The organism is Mesorhizobium sp. WSM4842 (genome assembly GCF_055901575.1).
On sequence record NZ_CM148372.1, the window covers coordinates 6281727 to 6298434 of the forward strand.

Sequence of the window (16708 nt, forward strand, 5' to 3'; positions counted from 1 at the left end):
ACGCCCTTCAATCCTGAAAGTACGAACGCTTCAATGATCTCTCTTGCCGTCAACGAAACCATCGCCCGTGCCGTCGAGGTGCTCAGGGAAAACGACCACGGCGACTATACCATCCCGACCAAGGGCCTCTATCCGTTCCAGTGGAACTGGGATTCCTGCCTGACCGCGCTCGGTCTTGCCCACTATGACGAGGCGCGCGCCTGGACCGAGATCGAGACGCTGTTCGCCCATCAATGGCCGGACGGCATGGTGCCGCATATCGTCTTCCATATCCTGAACGACAGCTATTTCCCCGGACCGGAGGTCTGGAGGACCAATCGCCCGACTGCCACCTCCGGCATCACCCAGCCGGCGGTGGCGGGCTTTGCCGTTCGCCGCCTGTTCGACCGGGCCAGGGACAAGAAACTGGCCGCCGAGCGCGCCCGCGCGCTGCTGCCGAAGATCGACGCCTGGCATCGCTGGTTCTACGAAAACCGCGATCCAAGAGACGAAGGACTGGTCGCCATTATCCATCCATGGGAGTCCGGCCGCGACAATTCCATCGACTGGGACCATGCCTTCGAGCGCGTGCCGACCGAAGGCGTCGAGCCCTATACGCGCCGCGACACCTTGCATGCCGACCCGGCGCACCGGCCGACCAAGGCGCAATATGACCGCTACCTCTGGCTGCTGCAGCATTTTCGCGCACTTGGCTGGGACAATGCAAAGCTGCACGATGCCTCACCCTTCCAGATCGTCGATCCCGGCTTCAACGCCATCCTGATCCGCTCAGCGGCCGACCTTGCCGATCTCGCCGAGACGCTTGGCGAAATGGAGATCGCCGACGCTAACCGCAGCCGCGCCCAAAAAGGGCTTTCGGCGATGGAGCGGCTGTGGAGCGATACCTACGGCCAATATCTCTGCCTCGACCGCGTCGCCGGAAAGCTCGTCGACAGCGCCTCCGTCGGAGGCATCCTGCCGGTCTTCTCGGCCATCCCGAAACCCCGTATCGCTGCAATCGCCGCCACCATCGAGCGTATCGCCGGCAAGGCAGGCTACATCGTCCCGTCGCACGACCTCGATGATCCGCGCTTCGACGCCAAGCGCTATTGGCGCGGGCCGGTCTGGCTGGTGGTCAACTACATGATCGCCGACGGCCTTGGCGCTGCCGGCTATGCTGATGTCGCCCGGCATATCACCCAGTCCAGCCTCGACCTCATCGCCGATAGCGGCTTTGCCGAATATTACGACCCGCTCAGCGGCGAACCGCTCGGCGGCGGCCGTTTCACCTGGACGGCGGCAATGGTGATCGAGTTCCTGAAGAGCAGAGGCTGACGCCCCTCTTTGCTTCAGGCGACCCCACCTGAACGGGCCGCCAAGGCCTGCCCCGTCCACTGAGCGCACAACTGGGCTTCCGACGCCAAACGCAGCGTTTTGCTGGAAATGCTCTGCCCGCCGAATGACGGCGGACCTCGCTTGCGGATCAGGCGGATTCGGGCACATTAGGAGAATAGGGGCCGAGACGTATCAATCTTCGCTTCACGAGAGCTACAATAATTCTTCACAAACGGCTATCTATCCTGGCGACAGGGGTTTGGTTCGAGTCACGAGGGGCGCGGCTTGGAATTCGATTTGAAGACCATTGAGGCGCTTGCTCCCGATCAGGCGTCGCTGAGCGCCGCCTCCAAGCTGACCAAGCGATCGAACTGGCCGCGGCTCGAAAAGAATGAGCAGCAGGCGCTCATCTGGGGTGAATGCCAGGGCTCCGGCTCCAATCCATATCGGGTGGTGGTCGACACGGGCGATCACGGCTACAAATGCACCTGCCCGTCGCGAAAATTCCCGTGCAAGCACACGCTGGCCCTGATGTGGATTGCCGCCACCGCACCAGCCAGTTTTGCCGCGGCCGAATCCTCGCCGGAATGGGTGAATGACTGGCTTGGCAGGCGCAGGAAGACGACGCCAGCGCCAGCGCAGTCGATACAAGGTGCGGCAGCCAAAAGCATCGATGACGCCGCACGGACGGACGAAAACGCCGCCGTCGAAGACGTTGCGGCGGTGGAGCGTCGCGAGGCAGCGCAGCGCAAGCGGGCGGAAGACACACGACAAGCAGTGTCGGCGGCGCTCGATGAACTCGATCAATGGATCGCCGATCAGTTGCGGCTTGGTCTTTCCGGGTTTGTCGACGGCAGCAGCGACCGTTGCCGCCGGATTGCCGCGCGGCTGGTCGACATGAAGGCGACCGCGCTTGCCGGTCGCATCGACGAGATCCCATCGCGGCTGATGGCGCTGCGCGGCGAGGAAAAACCGGATGCGGCGATCCGCGAGCTCGGCAAGCTTGTGCTGCTGGCCAAGGCGTGGCGGGCGGCGCCGGATGATCCCGAATTGAAGCGCCTCGTATCGACATCGGAAACCCGCGAACAGGTTCTGGCCAGTCCCGATGCAAGACAGGTCGAAAGCTTCTGGGAGGTTCTGGGCGAGAAGATCGAGAGCCGCCGTGACGGTCTCGTCAGCCATTCGACCTGGCTGCTCGATCTGAAGAGCACTACCCCGCAATTTGCCGTGCTGCTCGATTATTTTCCGGCTTCTGCCGGACGCCGGTCCAACGCTTTTGCTCCGGGTGATCGTTTCGATGCCCGGCTGGTCTTCTATCCAGCCCGCAAACCGCTGCGCGCACTGGTGGCGGAACGCATGGGTGAAGTGATGTCCGGCGCATGGCCTGATTTCAGCTTGAGCGCTACAAAGGACCCACTCGCCGGGCATGCTTCCTATCAGGATGCAGCGCCTTGGATTACCGATTGTCCTCTCTTGCTGCCGCCTGGTGCGATCCTGGTCGATGACCGCGGCACAGGCTGGTGGCAGGGTGCGGATGATCCGCAAGGGATAGCGTTGCCGATCGCTGGCGCTGTCAATCAAACATTGCTCGGCCTCGACCTTGCGGCCACGGCAGCGCTCTGGGATGGCGCCAGGCTTGACCTCCTGGCGGCGCAAAGCGGGTTCGGGAGGCTTGACCTGTCGTGAATGAGAGCGAGCAAACTGGCCTGGCGACAATGCGCGATTGCTGGATCACCGGCGGAGCCACCTTCGATCTGGCTCCGACCGCCTGGAAGACAATCGCCGGCGGTACAAGTCCCGACGAGCAGGAGCGCCGGCTCCTGGCAATCGCAGCACAGGCGCTCGACGTCGCCCTGCGGCCGGCGGCGCCGAAGACGCTCAAGCGCCGGCCGCCGCTGCCCAGACTTGCGCTCCCTATGCTGCCGGAGCGGTTGCGGCCGCTGTTGAGAGCCGCTCTGAAACACGCCGCCGACGCGAGACGCAAGACGCGCGTGGTGACGCTTGTCGCCAGCCGCGGCTTTGTCCTCCATCCGATGGACTGGATGCCCGTCGCGTCGGATCAGAACAGTCCGGACGTCTACGCTCCCTGGATCGACTGGCAAGCAAGCCTGGACGGGGAGAAACATGCCCCGCAAGAGAAACTGACGGCGGAAAATTGGGATGAGTTCTATCCCGCCGCGCGTCGCATCGCGCTGGCAGACATGCGCCGCAGTGAACCGGCTTCGGCCCGAATGCTGGTCGAGGTCAAGGCGTCGGGCGAGCCCGCCGAGGTCAGGCTTGCGCTCATTGAGCTCATGCGCTTCGGCCTGAATCCTGAGGACGCGCCGTTCCTTAAAAGCCTCTCCGCCGACAGGTCCGGCAAGGTGCGTGAACTGGCTGGCCGGCTGCTGGCAAGGCTGGGGGAGCACGGCCGTTCAAACGATGGCGGACCGGATGATCCCGCAGCTGAACTCGCCGCTTTCATCAGCGAAGGCAAATCCGGCTTCATCCGCCGCCGCAGCATCTACACGCCGGCGAAGTTGAAATCGCCGGCGCAGGAAAAGCGTCGCGCCGAATTGTTCGAGACCTGCAATCTGGTCGACCTGGCCGCGCGGTTCAGTGCTACCGAACCTGAGTTCATAGGAGCCTGGCAATTCGGCGCCGACAACAACGCTGACATCCTGATCGCACGAATGGTCGCCGCTTCGGGGAGCGACGCCGCGGTGACGCATATGACGGACGCACTTGTCGCCGATGGCGGCAAGCCAGCGCTGTTCGTACTGCACCTCACGCCGCGCCTGGACAGTCGCAGAAAACGAGCCCTCGTCCGGCTGATCCTCAAGCAAGCGAATTACCTCAACGCGATCAATCTGGCGGAAGGCATTGATGCTGGCTGGCTGGAATGGGACGATCTTTCGAATGGGTCGGCTCTTGCGGCGCTGCGTTCCGCCGTTGCGGGAAACGACGACGCCATGCGCCGGGGCGCCGACGATATACTGGAAACGATCGGCTTCCTTGCCACGGCGACCACAGCAGCAAAATTGATCGACCAGGTCGTCGCAGCCGGCATGCCGCCCGCAGCCCCATCACTCAGTGTCCTGCGTCTCAACGCGGCGCTGGCCGAACATCAGTCTAGAACCGACACATGATCAATCCGGAGAATTCATATGAACGCTGCCATCCGTCTCCCGGTCGAGCAGGCCTATGCCTCTGAATTGCAGGCGCTGGCCCGCAGTGACGACAGACAAAAGCCTGCCGGCTGGAGCCTCTCGCCACAAGCTGTGCTGACTTATCTGCTGGGCGGGAAGGCCGGTGACGGCACGCCGGTAACGCCAAAATATGTCGGTCGCCGCCGACTGATGGAGACCGCGGTGGCAACGCTCGCCACCGACCGCGCACTGTTGCTGCTCGGCGTTCCCGGAACGGCCAAGTCCTGGGTGTCGGAACATCTGGCCGCCGCCATCATGGGCGACTCGACGCTGATCGTGCAGTGCACGGCCGGCACCGACGAGAACCAGATCCGCTATGGCTGGAACTATGCACAACTTCTGGCAAAGGGCCCGAGCCAGCAAGCATTGGTGCCGACGCCGCTCTACCGCGCCATGCAGACCGGCAAGCTCTGCCGGCTCGAGGAACTGACGCGCATGGGCTCGGATGTGCAAGACACGCTGATCACCGTACTTTCCGAAAAGATGATGCCGATCCCGGAATTGAACACATCGATCTATGCCCAGCGCGGCTTCAACATCATCGCCACGGCAAACAACCGGGACAAAGGTGTGAATGAACTCTCCTCGGCACTCAAGCGTCGCTTCAATGTCGTGGTGCTGCCATTGCCGGAAGACATGGCTGAAGAGGTGGCGATCGTCTCCAAGCGGGTCGATGAGATGGCCGGCGGGCTCGACCTGCCGGTGCCGAAAAATGCCGGCGAGGAGATAGCCCGGGTATTGACCATCTTCCGTGAATTGCGGTCCGGTGCGACCGCCGACGGCAAGGTGACGCTGAAGACGCCCTCGGGCTCGCTGTCGACCGCCGAGGCGATCGCGACGATGGTTGGCGGGCTGAGCCAGGCGGCGTGGTTCGACAGCGGCAAGCTCGGCGCCGAAGGTCTCGCCGCCAGCCTTGTCGGCGCGATCGTGAAAGACCCGGTACAGGACAAGGCAGTGCTTGAGGAATATCTGGAAACAGTGCTCAAGAAGCGGCCTGACTATGCCGGCTACTATGCGGCCTTGAACGCAGCGATCTGACGCGTCATGGGGCACAGCGATGTCGCCTATTTCGGCATACGCCATCACGGGCCGGGTTCCGCCGACAGCCTTGTGCAGGCATTGCAAGATTTGCAGCCGGTCGCAGTGCTGATCGAGGGGCCGATCGATGCCTCCGCGCTACTGCCGTTGCTGGCCCGCCCGGAGATGCAGCCGCCGGTAGCACTGCTTTGCTATCCGGAGGAGGATCCGGCTTCGACAAGCTTCTGGCCCTTCGCCGAGTTCTCGCCCGAGTATCAGGCGGTGCTTTGGGCCGTGGACAACAAGGCGGCGTTGCGCTTCATCGACCTGCCATCGTCGGCGCGCTTCACCGCAGCGACGGCCGACAGCACAGAAGAAGCCGATGCCGGCGAAGCGAAGGAAGCAAGCGAGCATGATGATGTGGCTTCACATCGGCGTGACCCGATAGGCACGCTGGCCCGCGCCGCCGGCTATGAGGATGGCGAAAGCTGGTGGTCGGACATCATCGAGCAGAATCCGGAACCAGGCCCGATATTCGCCGCCATCTGCGACGCGATGACGACGCTAAGGGATGGTGAAGGCTCGATCGCGCAGTTCGAGGCCCAGCGCGAAGCACATATGCGGCTCGAAATCGCTGCGGCGCGCAAGGAATTCGACGGACCGATCGCCGTCGTCTGCGGGGCGTGGCATGTGCCGGCACTGCAGGCGACACACCCGCAGAAAAACGATCAAGCCCTGCTTAAGGGGATTGCAAGGCGCAAGAGCACGATGACATGGGCGCCGTGGACGGGACCGCGTCTGGCGCTGGGCTACGGCTATGGTGCGGGCGTCGTCGCACCCGGCTGGTGCAAGCATCTCTGGCGCACGCGCGGCCGGCGCGATGCAGCAACCTTGTGGCTTGCAATGATTGCAGCGGTGCTGCGGGTGAAGGGTCACCTGGTCTCGACCGCTTCGCTGATCGAAGCGGAGCGGCTCGCCCGCACGCTCGCCGCGATTCGCGAGCGGCCGAAACCCGGGTTTGAGGAATTGCGCGACGCCGCAATTGCGGCTCTGTTCAATGGCGAAGCGTTGCTGTGGGCCCTGGTCGAGGCCGAGTTGCTTCTAGGTGCGGTCGTCGGCGAAATTCCAACCGACACGCCGTTGGCGCCGTTGATCGAGGATCTGCAGCGCAACCAGAAGGCGGCGCGGCTGAAACCTGAAGCGCTCGAGCGGGAACTATCCGTCGACCTGCGAAGCGACAGCGGGCTGTTTCGTTCGACATTGCTGCATCGACTGAACGTGCTTGGTGTGCATTGGGGCAAGTTGACGGACGCCGGTCGCAGCCGTGGCACCTTCCGCGAGCGGTGGACCCTGGCCTGGGAGCCGGAATATGCCGTTCGCCTGGTGGAGAACCTGATCTACGGGCCGACCATCGAAAAGGCTGCCAACGGCCGCCTGATCCAGATGATCGAAGCCGCAGCAACCCTCGATACTCTTGCGGCACTGGTCCAGGGCGCCATCACGGCTGGCCTGTCGGAAGCATCGACGGCCGGTCTCGCGGCCTTGGAGGCGCGCGCGGCGCGCAGCAGCGAATGCCTGGAGATTCTGGCCTCGGTGCCGCCGCTCGCCGGCATCATCCGCTACGGCGAGGCCCGCAAAACGGAGACGAACCGGCTGTCCGGCCTGATGGAGCGGCTGATCGTCGAAGCTGCGATCGCGCTTCCCTATGCGGCACGCGACCTGGATGAGCAGGCCGCCGCGACGCTAGCTAGCGCGATGCGCAAGGCCGATGAGGCGATCAGGCTGGTCGAGCCCGGGGAAGACGTGCTGAACGGATGGCGCAACGGGCTGGCTGCCGTGCTGGAGGGGTCGCGAGCGACGGCGCTGCTGGCCGGATGCGCCGCGCACCTGCTCTACGAGGCCGGCCGCCTGTCCGCCGAAGCCGCAGCCGGGCTGCTCGGGCGACGCCTGTCGCCGGGCACGCCGGTCGCCGAGGCGGCGGGGTTCTTCGAGGGCTTCTTCAGCACAGCCGGTCAACGGCTGATCTATGACGAAGGTCTGCGCGGCGCGGTCGATTCCTGGCTCAAATCTCTCGACGAAGATGCTTTCATCGCGCACCTGCCGTTGCTGCGCCGCGTCTTTTCCAATCTGGACAGCATGGAGCGCCGGCGGCTGATCGAAGCGGTTCTCGGCCGCGCCGCGCGCTTGCCGGCTGGCCTGACGCCGACGCCGGATGGCGGCGAGGCATGGCGCCGACACCTGGAACGGCTTGGACCATTGCTCATGGGAGGAAACGGCAATGGATGACGAGGGCGAAATGAACGGGCCCGGCCCACTCACTGCAGATGCCGGAGGGGAGCGCCGCTGGCGCCTGGCGATCGGCGCCGATGACGAGGCGTCGGCGGCACTTTCCAGCGACGACAAACGACTTTCGGCGGCACTCGATGCTCTCTACGGCGATGGTGCCGGCGCGGCGGCCAGTGACCCGCGCACGCGGCGTGGCGGGCTTGGCCGCTCGGCACCGCGCGTTGCGCAATGGATGGGCGACATTCGCTCCTTCTTTCCCGCGCAGGTCGTTCAGATTGTCCAGAAGGACGCTTTCGAACGGCTGGACCTGAAGCAGATGCTGATGGAGCCGGAGTTCCTCAAGGCGATCGAGGCGGACGTCAACCTGGTCGCCGACCTGATTTCGCTCCGCTCGGTCATGCCGGCCAAGTCCAAGGACATCGCCCGCACGATCATCGCCGACATCGTCGCCAAGCTGATGCAGAAGCTGGAGCAGAAGACCGCCGAGGCGATACGCGGCGCGCTCGACCGATCGAAGCGCACCAACCGTCCGCGTGCGCGCGATATCGACTGGCAGCGCACCATCTCGGCGAACCTTCGCCACTACCAGCCCGAGCACAAAACTATCGTGCCGGAGAAGCTGGTTGGTTTCATGCGCAAGCAGCGCCGGCTGGTCGATCTTGACGAAGTCGTTCTCTGCGTCGACCAGTCCGGCTCGATGGCAAGCTCGGTCGTCTACGCCTCGATCTTCGCGGCGGTAATGGCCTCGCTGCCGGTCGTGCGCGCCAAGCTCGTCTGTTTCGATACGGCCATCGTCGACCTTAGCGAAGAACTCAGCGATCCCGTCGAAGTGCTGTTCGGCGTGCAGCTTGGCGGCGGCACCGATATCAACCAGGCCGTCGCCTACTGCGCCGACCGCATCGAGCGGCCAACCAGGTCGCATCTGGTGCTGATCACCGACCTCTACGAGGGCGGCAATGGCCAGGAGTTGCTGCGGCGGCTGGCGGCGCTGGTTCGATCCGGCGTCAATGTCGTCGTGCTTCTGGCACTGACCGACCAAGGCCGGCCCGGCTACGATCCGGCAATGGCAGGTTCGGTTGCCGCACTTGGCATTCCGGTCTTCGCCTGCACGCCGGATTTGTTTCCGGACATGATGGCGGCGGCATTGCGCCGGGAAGATATCGGCGCTTGGGCGGCGGGAGCCGACATCAAGTTGGTTCGCGCCGAGGCCGAAGCGCCTAGGGCGAACGAGTGAGCCCCATGTCACAGAAGGTTGACGAGCTCCTGTCGCGGCTGGAAAAACGGCTGGACAGATCAGCGATCGTTTCGGCCGACGAGGCCGGACCGCGTTACAGGGAAGATCCCGACGGCAAGACCGGCGCACTGCCGGAGTTCGTGCTGCGTCCGCGCAAGACCGGCGAGGTGTCGGACATACTGCGCCTGTGCAACGAGGCGGGGCAAAGGCTTGTCGTCCAGGGTGGCCGAACCGGGCTTGCCGGTGCGGCTCGCATCCAGCCCGGCGAAGCGGTGCTGTCGCTGGAGCGCATGACGGCGATCGAGACTCCCGACCGCGAGGCGGCAACGATCGTTGCCGAGGCCGGCGCACCACTGCAGATGGTGCAGGACGCGGCCGATACGGCCGGCTTGCTGTTCGGCGTCGACATCGGCGCGCGCGGCACGGCCACGGTCGGCGGCAATGTCGCCACCAATGCCGGCGGTATCCGGGTGCTGCGCTACGGCATGTACCGCGCGCAGGTGCTCGGCCTGGAAGCGGTACTTGCCGATGGCAGCATCCTGACGTCGCTCAAGGGCTTGTCCAAGGACAATTCCGGCTATGATCTCAACCAGCTATTCATTGGCAGCGAAGGCACGCTGGGCGTCGTCACGCGCGCCTGCCTGCGACTGCACCCGAAGCCGGCCACCGAGGTCAACGCCTTCTGCGCGCTTGCGTCGCTCGACGCGGCGATCGCGCTGCTTGCGCTGCTCAGGCAGAAGCTCGGACCTTTGCTCTCGGCCTATGAAGTGAATTTCGCGCCGCTCTATGGCGCCATGATCGCCGGCATGGATGCGCCGGCGCCGCTGCCCGTCGGCTCGCCCGTCTATGTGCTCGCCGAGATACAGGGCAGCGAGCCCGACCGCGACGGTGAACGTTTTGCCGCTGTGCTGATGCAGGCGGTTGAAGACGGCGTGATCGATGACGTGGTGGTCTCGCAGTCGCCGCGCGAATTCCGCGCGCTCTGGGCGGTGCGAGAGGACGCCAACCGATTCCTGTTTTCGATAAAAGGCCTGGTCGGCGTCGATATCAGCATCCCGCTGGCGAGGATGGGCACTTTCCTGCGGGAAACGGAAGCTGCGGTCCAGGCCGTTGACCGCAACGCCGACATCTACGTCTTCGGCCATCTCGGCGATGGCAATCTGCACTATCAGGTCCGCACGGTGGATCCGGCGGCGGCGTATGACATCGTCTATCGCAGCGTGGCTGCGGCCGGCGGCGGCGTCTCGGCCGAGCATGGCATCGGCCTCGACAAGAAGGAATGGTTGCACCTCGTGCGCAGCGATGCCGAGATCGCGGCCATGCGGCGCTTGAAAGCGGCTTTCGATCCGAACAATATCCTCAATGCCGGGCGGGTCTTCGACCTCGCGCAGGCGGCTAGCATACGTGACGTGCCGCCCCAATGAGGCTGGAAATCGAAGGCCGGTAGCGCTGGCCGGGTGCTTGAGTCTATCTGCCCACGGGCTTCAATCCCGCATGCGCCACGGCAATGCGGGCAGCGAGCGCGGCGTTGTTGCGGACCAGCGCGATATTGGCCTTCAGGCTGCGGCCCTGCGAAAGCTCGTTGACGCGGGCGAGCAGGAACGGCGTCAGTTCCTTGCGCCCGATGCCGCGTGTCCCGGCCTCTGCCACCGCTGCCGTGATCGTGCCGTCGATAAAGGCCGGATCGAGCGCGTCCACTTCCGGAATTGGATTGGCGACGAGGATGCCGGTGCCCGAGCCGATCTGCTCGTGCAGCAGCATGGCCTGCGCAATGTCCTCGGGCGTATCGAGGCGGTGATCAGCTTTCAGTCCGCTGGAGCGCGTATAGAAGGCCGGAAAATCGTCGCTCTGATAGGCAATCACCGGCACGCGCTGGGTCTCCAGATATTCCAGCGTTTTTGCAATATCGAGGATCGATTTCACGCCGGCGCAGACGACGGTCGTGCCGGTCTGGCCGAGTTCGGTCAGGTCGGCCGAGATATCGAAAGTGGCCTCGGCGCCACGATGCACGCCGCCGACGCCGCCCGTCGCGAAAATGCCGATGCCGGCGAGTGCGGCGATCCGCATCGTCGCCGAAACCGTGGTTCCGGCCGACCCGCCGCCCACCATGATGGCGGCGAGGTCGCGCCCGGAGGCCTTGACCACGTCTTTTGCCGCTGCCAGCTGCTCCAGCTCCCGGTCTCCGAGCCCGACTTTGATCTTGCCGGCGACCACCGCGATCGTGGCGGGCACCGCACCGTTCTCGCGCACCACGGTCTCGACGCCCCGCGCTGTCTCCAGATTGGCAGGATAAGGCATGCCATGGGTGATGATCGTCGATTCCAGCGCCACCACCGCGCGGCCTTCACGAAGTGCTGCCGCGACTTCGTCGTTCAGGTGGAGAAGGGAAGGTTTCATCGTCATTTCGCTTTCAGGGTTCGGCTCGCGTTCAGGCGGAAATGCGGTGCATGCCGGCGGTGAGGAAGCGCGGCGACAGATCAGGATGAACGCTGGATTCGCTCTCGGTGGTCAGTGTGGCGAGCAGCGCGCCGGTGCGCGCCGCGTCGAGCACGGGATCGCCCGAAAGCACCTTGTACATGGTGCCGGCAATCATTGCGTCGCCGGCGCCGGTGATGTCGACGGCGCGCGCCGGGACGGAACGCATCGTTGCCACCCCGCCTTCGGTCGCGACCGCAAATCCATGCGCGCCCATGGTCACGATCACCTCGCTGGCGCCGGCCGCGCGCAGTGCCGCAGCAGCCTCCTTCGGCTTAAGCCGCTTGTCGGCATCGGTGATGCCAAGCATCGTGTTGGCCTCGTCGCGATTGGTGAACAAAAGGTCGATGCCGGTCAGGTCCTTCGGCAGGCGCGCCGATTTCGGCGACGACACCGTGTCGACGGTGAGCTTGAAGCGCGCGCCCTGCTTGCGTGACATCAGCGCTGCGATCGTCGCGGCCGGCAGGTTGCAGTCGATGAACACCCAAGTCGCCGAAGCCAGATGCGGCCAAAAGCGGTCGAGATAGGAGGGCGAAAACAGATCGAAGATCTCCATGTCGGCGATGCCGAGCACGAGATCGTTATCGAGGTCGAGGATCGCTGCATATTCCGCCGTTGGCCGCTCCGTGGTGGTGATCACCTGGCTGACGTCGGCGCCGAGGTCGCGCAGATGCCGCACCAGCGAGCGGCCGGTCTCGTCGTCGCCGACAATCGAAACGAAGCTTACGTCGACGCCGAGGCGGACAAGGTTCTCGGCGACGTTGCGGGCGACGCCGCCGAAGCTGCGATAGCCGTCGACCGGGTTCGACGTCCCGAAGATCAGATCCTTCTTGGCGTGGTACTTGCGGTCCAGGACCGCGCCGCCGATGCAGATCATGCGCTTGGAGGCCGGCAACACATAGCCGCGACCAAGAATGTAGCCCTTGTTGACGAGCTGCACGATGTGGGCCGCGACGGTCGAGCGGGCAATGCCGAGCGCGGTCGCTATATCCTGCTGGCCGGCGAAAGGGTTCGCCGCGATGAGATCCAGCACTGCCTGTTCCTGTGCTCCAAGGTCGTCCATCGCCTCACCCGGCCCGCGCAATTCATGGCTGGACTTTGATCAACAACAGATGATGTTGTCAACATTTGTTTGGACCAAGAGAGGTCCGCCAGTGCCAGCCGCTGGTACTGGTCAACGCTTGGCGCCGCATCACATTACTTGTTGCCGATGGCGAGAAGTTTGAAAGTAAGCGGATGAATGAACAGGAGTTGATGTCGGAACTGGAGCGGTTGGTTTCTGAGGATCGGAACCCGAGGACGATGGATATCGACCTGCTGCCGACCATCGAGATCCTGCGCGAGATCAATGACGAGGACAGCGGCGTTCCGGCCGCCGTCGAGAAGGTCATTCCGGAAATTGCTGCCGCGGTAGACCGGATCGTTAGTGCGTTTCAAAAAGGCGCGCGGCTTGTCTATATGGGCGCCGGCACGAGCGGCCGGTTGGGAGTTCTCGACGCCTCGGAGTGTCCGCCAACATTTGGCGTGCCCGAGGACATGGTGCTCGGCCTGATCGCGGGCGGCCCCAAAGCGCTGGTGCGGGCTGTGGAAGGCGCCGAGGATGATCCGCAACAAGGCATGAAGGCACTGCAGGACATCAAGTTGACCGCCGACGATGTGGTGGTCGGCATCGCGGTCAGCGGCCGCACACCCTACGTCATCGGCGGATTGACCTATGCAAGGCAGGTGGGAGCAACGACCGTGGCGCTTTCCTGCAATCCCAGGTCAGTCATTGCCGGCATTGCCGATATTGCCATCTCGCCGCTTGTCGGCCCCGAGGTTCTCGCCGGCTCGACCCGGTTGAAGTCGGGAACCGCGCAAAAGCTGGTTCTCAACATGCTGACGACAGCCAGCATGATCCGGATCGGCAAGAGCTATCAGAACCTGATGGTCGACCTTAATCCCAGCAACAAAAAGCTCGTCGCCAGGGCGGTTGGGATCGTGATGCAGACCACCGGCTGCACAGCGCAGCAGGCACGACGGGCGCTCGACCAGACCGGCAAGGACGTCAAGCTGGCGATACTGGTGACAATCACCGGGATGGGCATCAAAGATGCGCGGAAGGCGCTCGACAATGCGGGCGGGTTTCTGCGAAAGGCGATAGGCGAAAAGACACTGTGAAGCCGCCTGGATACCGGGATACTGGTATACAGGACGGATCGACTTCGACAAAGGCAAGGCATGGACCTTGCTCACCAACCGGATCCATCCGACACATCAACAGCGGGATTATCGAGATTCGCCAATCGGTCGGCGATCTCGTCAACGGAGCCTAACAAGTGATTGCGAAAAGTGGGGAACCAATCTGGGCCGTCGGCCTGATGACCGGCACCGTGCTGGACGGCAATATCGATGTTGCGCTGATCAAGACCGACGGCGAGCGGATCGCGGATTTCGGCACCTACACGCTGGCGCCCTACCCCAGATCAATCCAGACGCTGCTGGAGGAGACGCTGCGCCAGGCCAGGACCTGGAGTTTCACCGGGCCGGAGCCGGCAATCTTTCGCGAAGCTGAAGAAGCGCTGACGCGCGCCCAGTCGGCGGCCGTCAAGGACCTGGTCGAAAGCTACGGGCTGAGGATGGCCGATATCGGGGTCGTCGGCTTCCATGGCCAGACCGTGCTGCATCGCGCCCCGCAACCCGGCCGGCTCGGCCAGACCCGCCAGCTCGGCGATGGCGAGTTGATGCATTCTATTCTGGAAACCAAAGTCGCCTATGATTTCCGCTCGGCCGACATGCGCGCCGGCGGGCAAGGCGCGCCGCTGTCGGCCGCCTATCACGCCGCGCTGCTGCGCGATGCCGATACCAGCGGCGACACGGCGGTGCTCAATCTCGGCGGCGTCGCCAACATCACCTGGTGGGACGGCAAGGACAATGTCGTCGCTTTCGACACCGGACCGGCCAATGCGCCGTTGAACGATTTCATCAAGTCGAAGGGTTTGGGTGAGATGGACCGCGACGGCGCGCTCGCGCGGACCGGCACCGTCGACGAAGCCAAGCTGGCCAAGCTCTTGCAGCATCCCTACCTGGCCAAGCCCTATCCAAAGTCGCTTGACCGGTTCGATTTCGGCGCAGCCATGGCGGATGGGATGAACGCTGAGGATGGCGCCGCACTGCTGACGGCCTTCACCGCCGCAGCCGTCGGCAAGGCGCTCGACCTCCTGCCGCACCGGCCGAAGCGGCTGGTGGTCAGCGGCGGCGGCCGCCACAACCCGACGATCATGGCCATGCTTGCCAGCCGCGCCGGCGTCGAAGCCGTGCCGGCAGAGGCGCTCGGCTGGAAGGGTGACGCGGTCGAGGCGGAGTGCTTTGCTTTCCTTGCGGTTCGCGTGCTCAGGGGCCTACCGATCAGCTTCCCGACCACCACCGGGGTGCCACAGCCGATGCGCGGCGGGCGCCTTGCCGGCTAGTCAAGCCAGCAATTTCTTCTGCAGGAAGACGCGGGCGCGGCCGACGGGAAAATCGGGAAGCACGCCGAACGGCCGATATCCCTGACGCTCATAGACCTTGGCCGCCTGGGGATTGAACGTGTCGATCAAGGCGCCATGACAGCCGCGTGCAACGGCTTCCTGTTCGGCTGCGTCCAGCATCCTGCCGGCCATGTGCCGGCCGCGCAGCCGCTCATCGACCCAGAGCCATTGCACATAGAGCCAGCCCCAGGCGGTATATCCCGAGATGCCGCCGACAACCGCACGGCGCTCATCGCGCACGAACACGGCGAGCGCCTGCCTGTTGGCCGTACCGACATCGCTGTCGTTGAACGCGCTGAGTCGCTCCCCGAGAAAAGCGAGCTCTTTCGGCGAAGGGTCGGCGGTGGTTTCAAGCGTCATGTTCATCGCATGTCCAGACACGCTCACAGCCGGATACCGGTATACAGCGCCGCGTCCTTCCGGATGCTATCGCACTTTCATTTGCATTTGTCGAAGGACAGGAGGGGAGCGCAAGCTCTGCCGCCGCGCGGCTCCGCGACTACACGGGCCGCGGCGAACGCCACGCCGCCGCCGAAGCGGCAACCAGCATGAGCAGCGCTGCGACCATTGCAGATGCCGCAAAACCAAAGCTGGAATAAAGCGGACCGAAGGCCGTGGTGCCGACAAACACCGCGAGATAGGTCACTGCGCTGTTCAGGCCCATGATCGTGCCGCGCCGCGCCGGATCGAGCGCCGAGAGGCGCATCACCAGGACATTCAAGCCGAAATGATTGGCAAGGCCCCAGGCCGCGACCATCGCGATGGTCAGATGGAAACTACTGCTTGCCGCGGCGAGCGCGACATAGACGACCGCGACGAGCAGATAAGCGAACGGCATGACGCGTCGCGCGCCGAGGCGATCGATCACGCCGTCAAGAAGCGCCGCCATGCCGAAGCCGGCGCCATAGGCGAGCGCGGCCAAGCCGTTGGCGCTGACCGGCCGTCCCAGGCCGTTGTGAAGGTGATCGCCAAGATAGCCATAGACGCCGTAGAAGGCGGTCATGAAGGCGCCGCAGGCGACCAGAAGCGGCACTATGCCGGGAACGGCCAAGGCGCCGAGCGGCGTCGGCGCCGGGCCGCTTTTCCTGACGTCGCTCAGCGATGTCAGCGTAAGGCCGGTCAACGCGAGCGCCGCAAGCGCTGCAACCGCCGCGAAAACAGCGCGCCAGTGCAGCAGATCGGCAAGCACCGCCGACAGTGAGACGCCGGCGACCATGCTCAGGGTCCATCCGGTCAGCACGACGCCGATCGTCCCGCTTTCGCGGCCAGGCGGCGCGATCGCCGCGGCGCTGGCATAGATTGCCGGCATGGCGACGCCGGCGGCGATGCCTGCGACAAGCTGCGCCGCAACCAGCGCCGTTACCTTCGGCGCGGCGGCGCTGGCGAGGAGCGCTATCGCCAGCAGCAGCAACGCCCCTTGCAGCATGCGGCGAGCGCCAAGCCGATCGATATAGCGGGCCAGGAACAAGGCGCTTGCCGATGTCCCGAGACCGAACGCAGCGGACGCGATCATGACGGCCGGCACGCTTGTCGCAAACGACGCCGCCACCGCCGGTGCTATCGGACCGAGGACCAGCGAGTTCGAACCGATCACGGCGATGCATCCGGTGAGCAGATAGGCGAGCGCCGGGATAGGCGGCCTTGCCATCAATGTTGCGACTTGATCACTGTTCGTCATACGACGA

The 16708-nt window shown here is 64.5% G+C and carries 13 protein-coding genes and 1 pseudogene; 10 read left to right on the forward strand and 4 right to left on the reverse strand.

Translation table 11 applies throughout. The annotated features are described in order from the left end of the window. Positions 1–33 precede the first annotated feature (33 nt). From AC0NIE_RS30450 to AC0NIE_RS30480, 7 genes are all read left to right on the forward strand, one after another. Entirely contained in the window at positions 34–1314 is a 1281-nt protein-coding gene (locus tag AC0NIE_RS30450) for an amylo-alpha-1,6-glucosidase (protein ID WP_473486064.1), read from the forward strand. Between the two features lie 285 nt (positions 1315–1599). Beyond that, positions 1600–3000 (forward strand): SWIM zinc finger family protein, encoded by a 1401-nt coding sequence (locus tag AC0NIE_RS30455; protein WP_473486065.1) that lies wholly within the window; start codon positions 1600–1602, stop codon positions 2998–3000. Continuing rightward, entirely contained in the window at positions 2997–4442 is a 1446-nt protein-coding gene (locus tag AC0NIE_RS30460; RefSeq protein ID WP_473613641.1) for a DUF5691 domain-containing protein, read from the forward strand. The genes AC0NIE_RS30455 and AC0NIE_RS30460 overlap by 4 nt, the downstream gene beginning before the upstream one ends. An 18-nt stretch (positions 4443–4460) precedes the next feature. Beyond that, positions 4461–5540, forward strand: a complete 1080-nt coding sequence (locus tag AC0NIE_RS30465; protein WP_473486067.1) for an ATP-binding protein — start codon at positions 4461–4463, stop codon at positions 5538–5540. 6 nt (positions 5541–5546) lie between these two features. Next, on the forward strand, positions 5547–7805 hold the full coding sequence (locus AC0NIE_RS30470; protein WP_473486068.1) for a DUF5682 family protein: 2259 nt from the start codon (positions 5547–5549) through the stop codon (positions 7803–7805). Beyond that, positions 7798–9039 (forward strand): VWA domain-containing protein, encoded by a 1242-nt coding sequence (locus tag AC0NIE_RS30475; protein WP_473486069.1) that lies wholly within the window; start codon positions 7798–7800, stop codon positions 9037–9039. Before AC0NIE_RS30470 ends, AC0NIE_RS30475 begins: the two co-directional genes overlap by 8 nt. Before the next feature lie 5 nt (positions 9040–9044). Next, complete coding sequence (locus AC0NIE_RS30480; RefSeq protein WP_473486070.1) at positions 9045–10463, forward strand: FAD-binding oxidoreductase; 1419 nt, start codon at positions 9045–9047, stop codon at positions 10461–10463. A 43-nt stretch (positions 10464–10506) separates the two neighbouring features. On the opposite strand, the gene AC0NIE_RS30485 is transcribed toward AC0NIE_RS30480, so the two are convergent. Both AC0NIE_RS30485 and AC0NIE_RS30490 read right to left on the reverse strand, forming a co-directional pair. Further along, positions 10507–11436: a pseudouridine-5'-phosphate glycosidase gene (locus AC0NIE_RS30485; RefSeq protein ID WP_473486071.1), complete on the reverse strand. Its 930-nt coding sequence runs from the start codon at positions 11434–11436 to the stop codon at positions 10507–10509. A 31-nt stretch (positions 11437–11467) separates the two neighbouring features. Continuing rightward, positions 11468–12577, reverse strand: a complete 1110-nt coding sequence (locus tag AC0NIE_RS30490) for a carbohydrate kinase (RefSeq protein WP_473486072.1) — start codon at positions 12575–12577, stop codon at positions 11468–11470. A 173-nt stretch (positions 12578–12750) separates the two neighbouring features. On the opposite strand from AC0NIE_RS30490, the gene murQ reads away from it, so the two are divergent. The 3 genes and pseudogenes from murQ (at position 12751) to AC0NIE_RS30505 (ending at position 14963) form a co-directional block, all read left to right on the forward strand. Beyond that, the gene (murQ, locus tag AC0NIE_RS30495; RefSeq protein WP_473486073.1) at positions 12751–13674 is read left to right on the forward strand and encodes an N-acetylmuramic acid 6-phosphate etherase; all 924 of its coding nucleotides are present in this window, start codon (positions 12751–12753) and stop codon (positions 13672–13674) included. Between the two features lie 37 nt (positions 13675–13711). Beyond that, positions 13712–13829 (forward strand): annotated as a pseudogene (locus AC0NIE_RS30500) (esterase); the annotation flags it as partial. Between the two features lie 6 nt (positions 13830–13835). Beyond that, positions 13836–14963: an anhydro-N-acetylmuramic acid kinase gene (locus AC0NIE_RS30505; protein ID WP_473486203.1), complete on the forward strand. Its 1128-nt coding sequence runs from the start codon at positions 13836–13838 to the stop codon at positions 14961–14963. On the opposite strand, the gene AC0NIE_RS30510 is transcribed toward AC0NIE_RS30505, so the two are convergent. Next, positions 14964–15389 carry a GNAT family N-acetyltransferase gene (locus tag AC0NIE_RS30510; RefSeq protein ID WP_473486074.1) on the reverse strand — a complete coding sequence of 142 codons (426 nt, stop codon included), beginning with the start codon at positions 15387–15389 and terminating at the stop codon, positions 14964–14966. 133 nt (positions 15390–15522) lie between these two features. After that, positions 15523–16701, reverse strand: coding sequence for an MFS transporter (locus AC0NIE_RS30515; protein ID WP_473486075.1), 1179 nt, complete (start codon positions 16699–16701; stop codon positions 15523–15525). Positions 16702–16708: the final 7 nt, after the last annotated feature.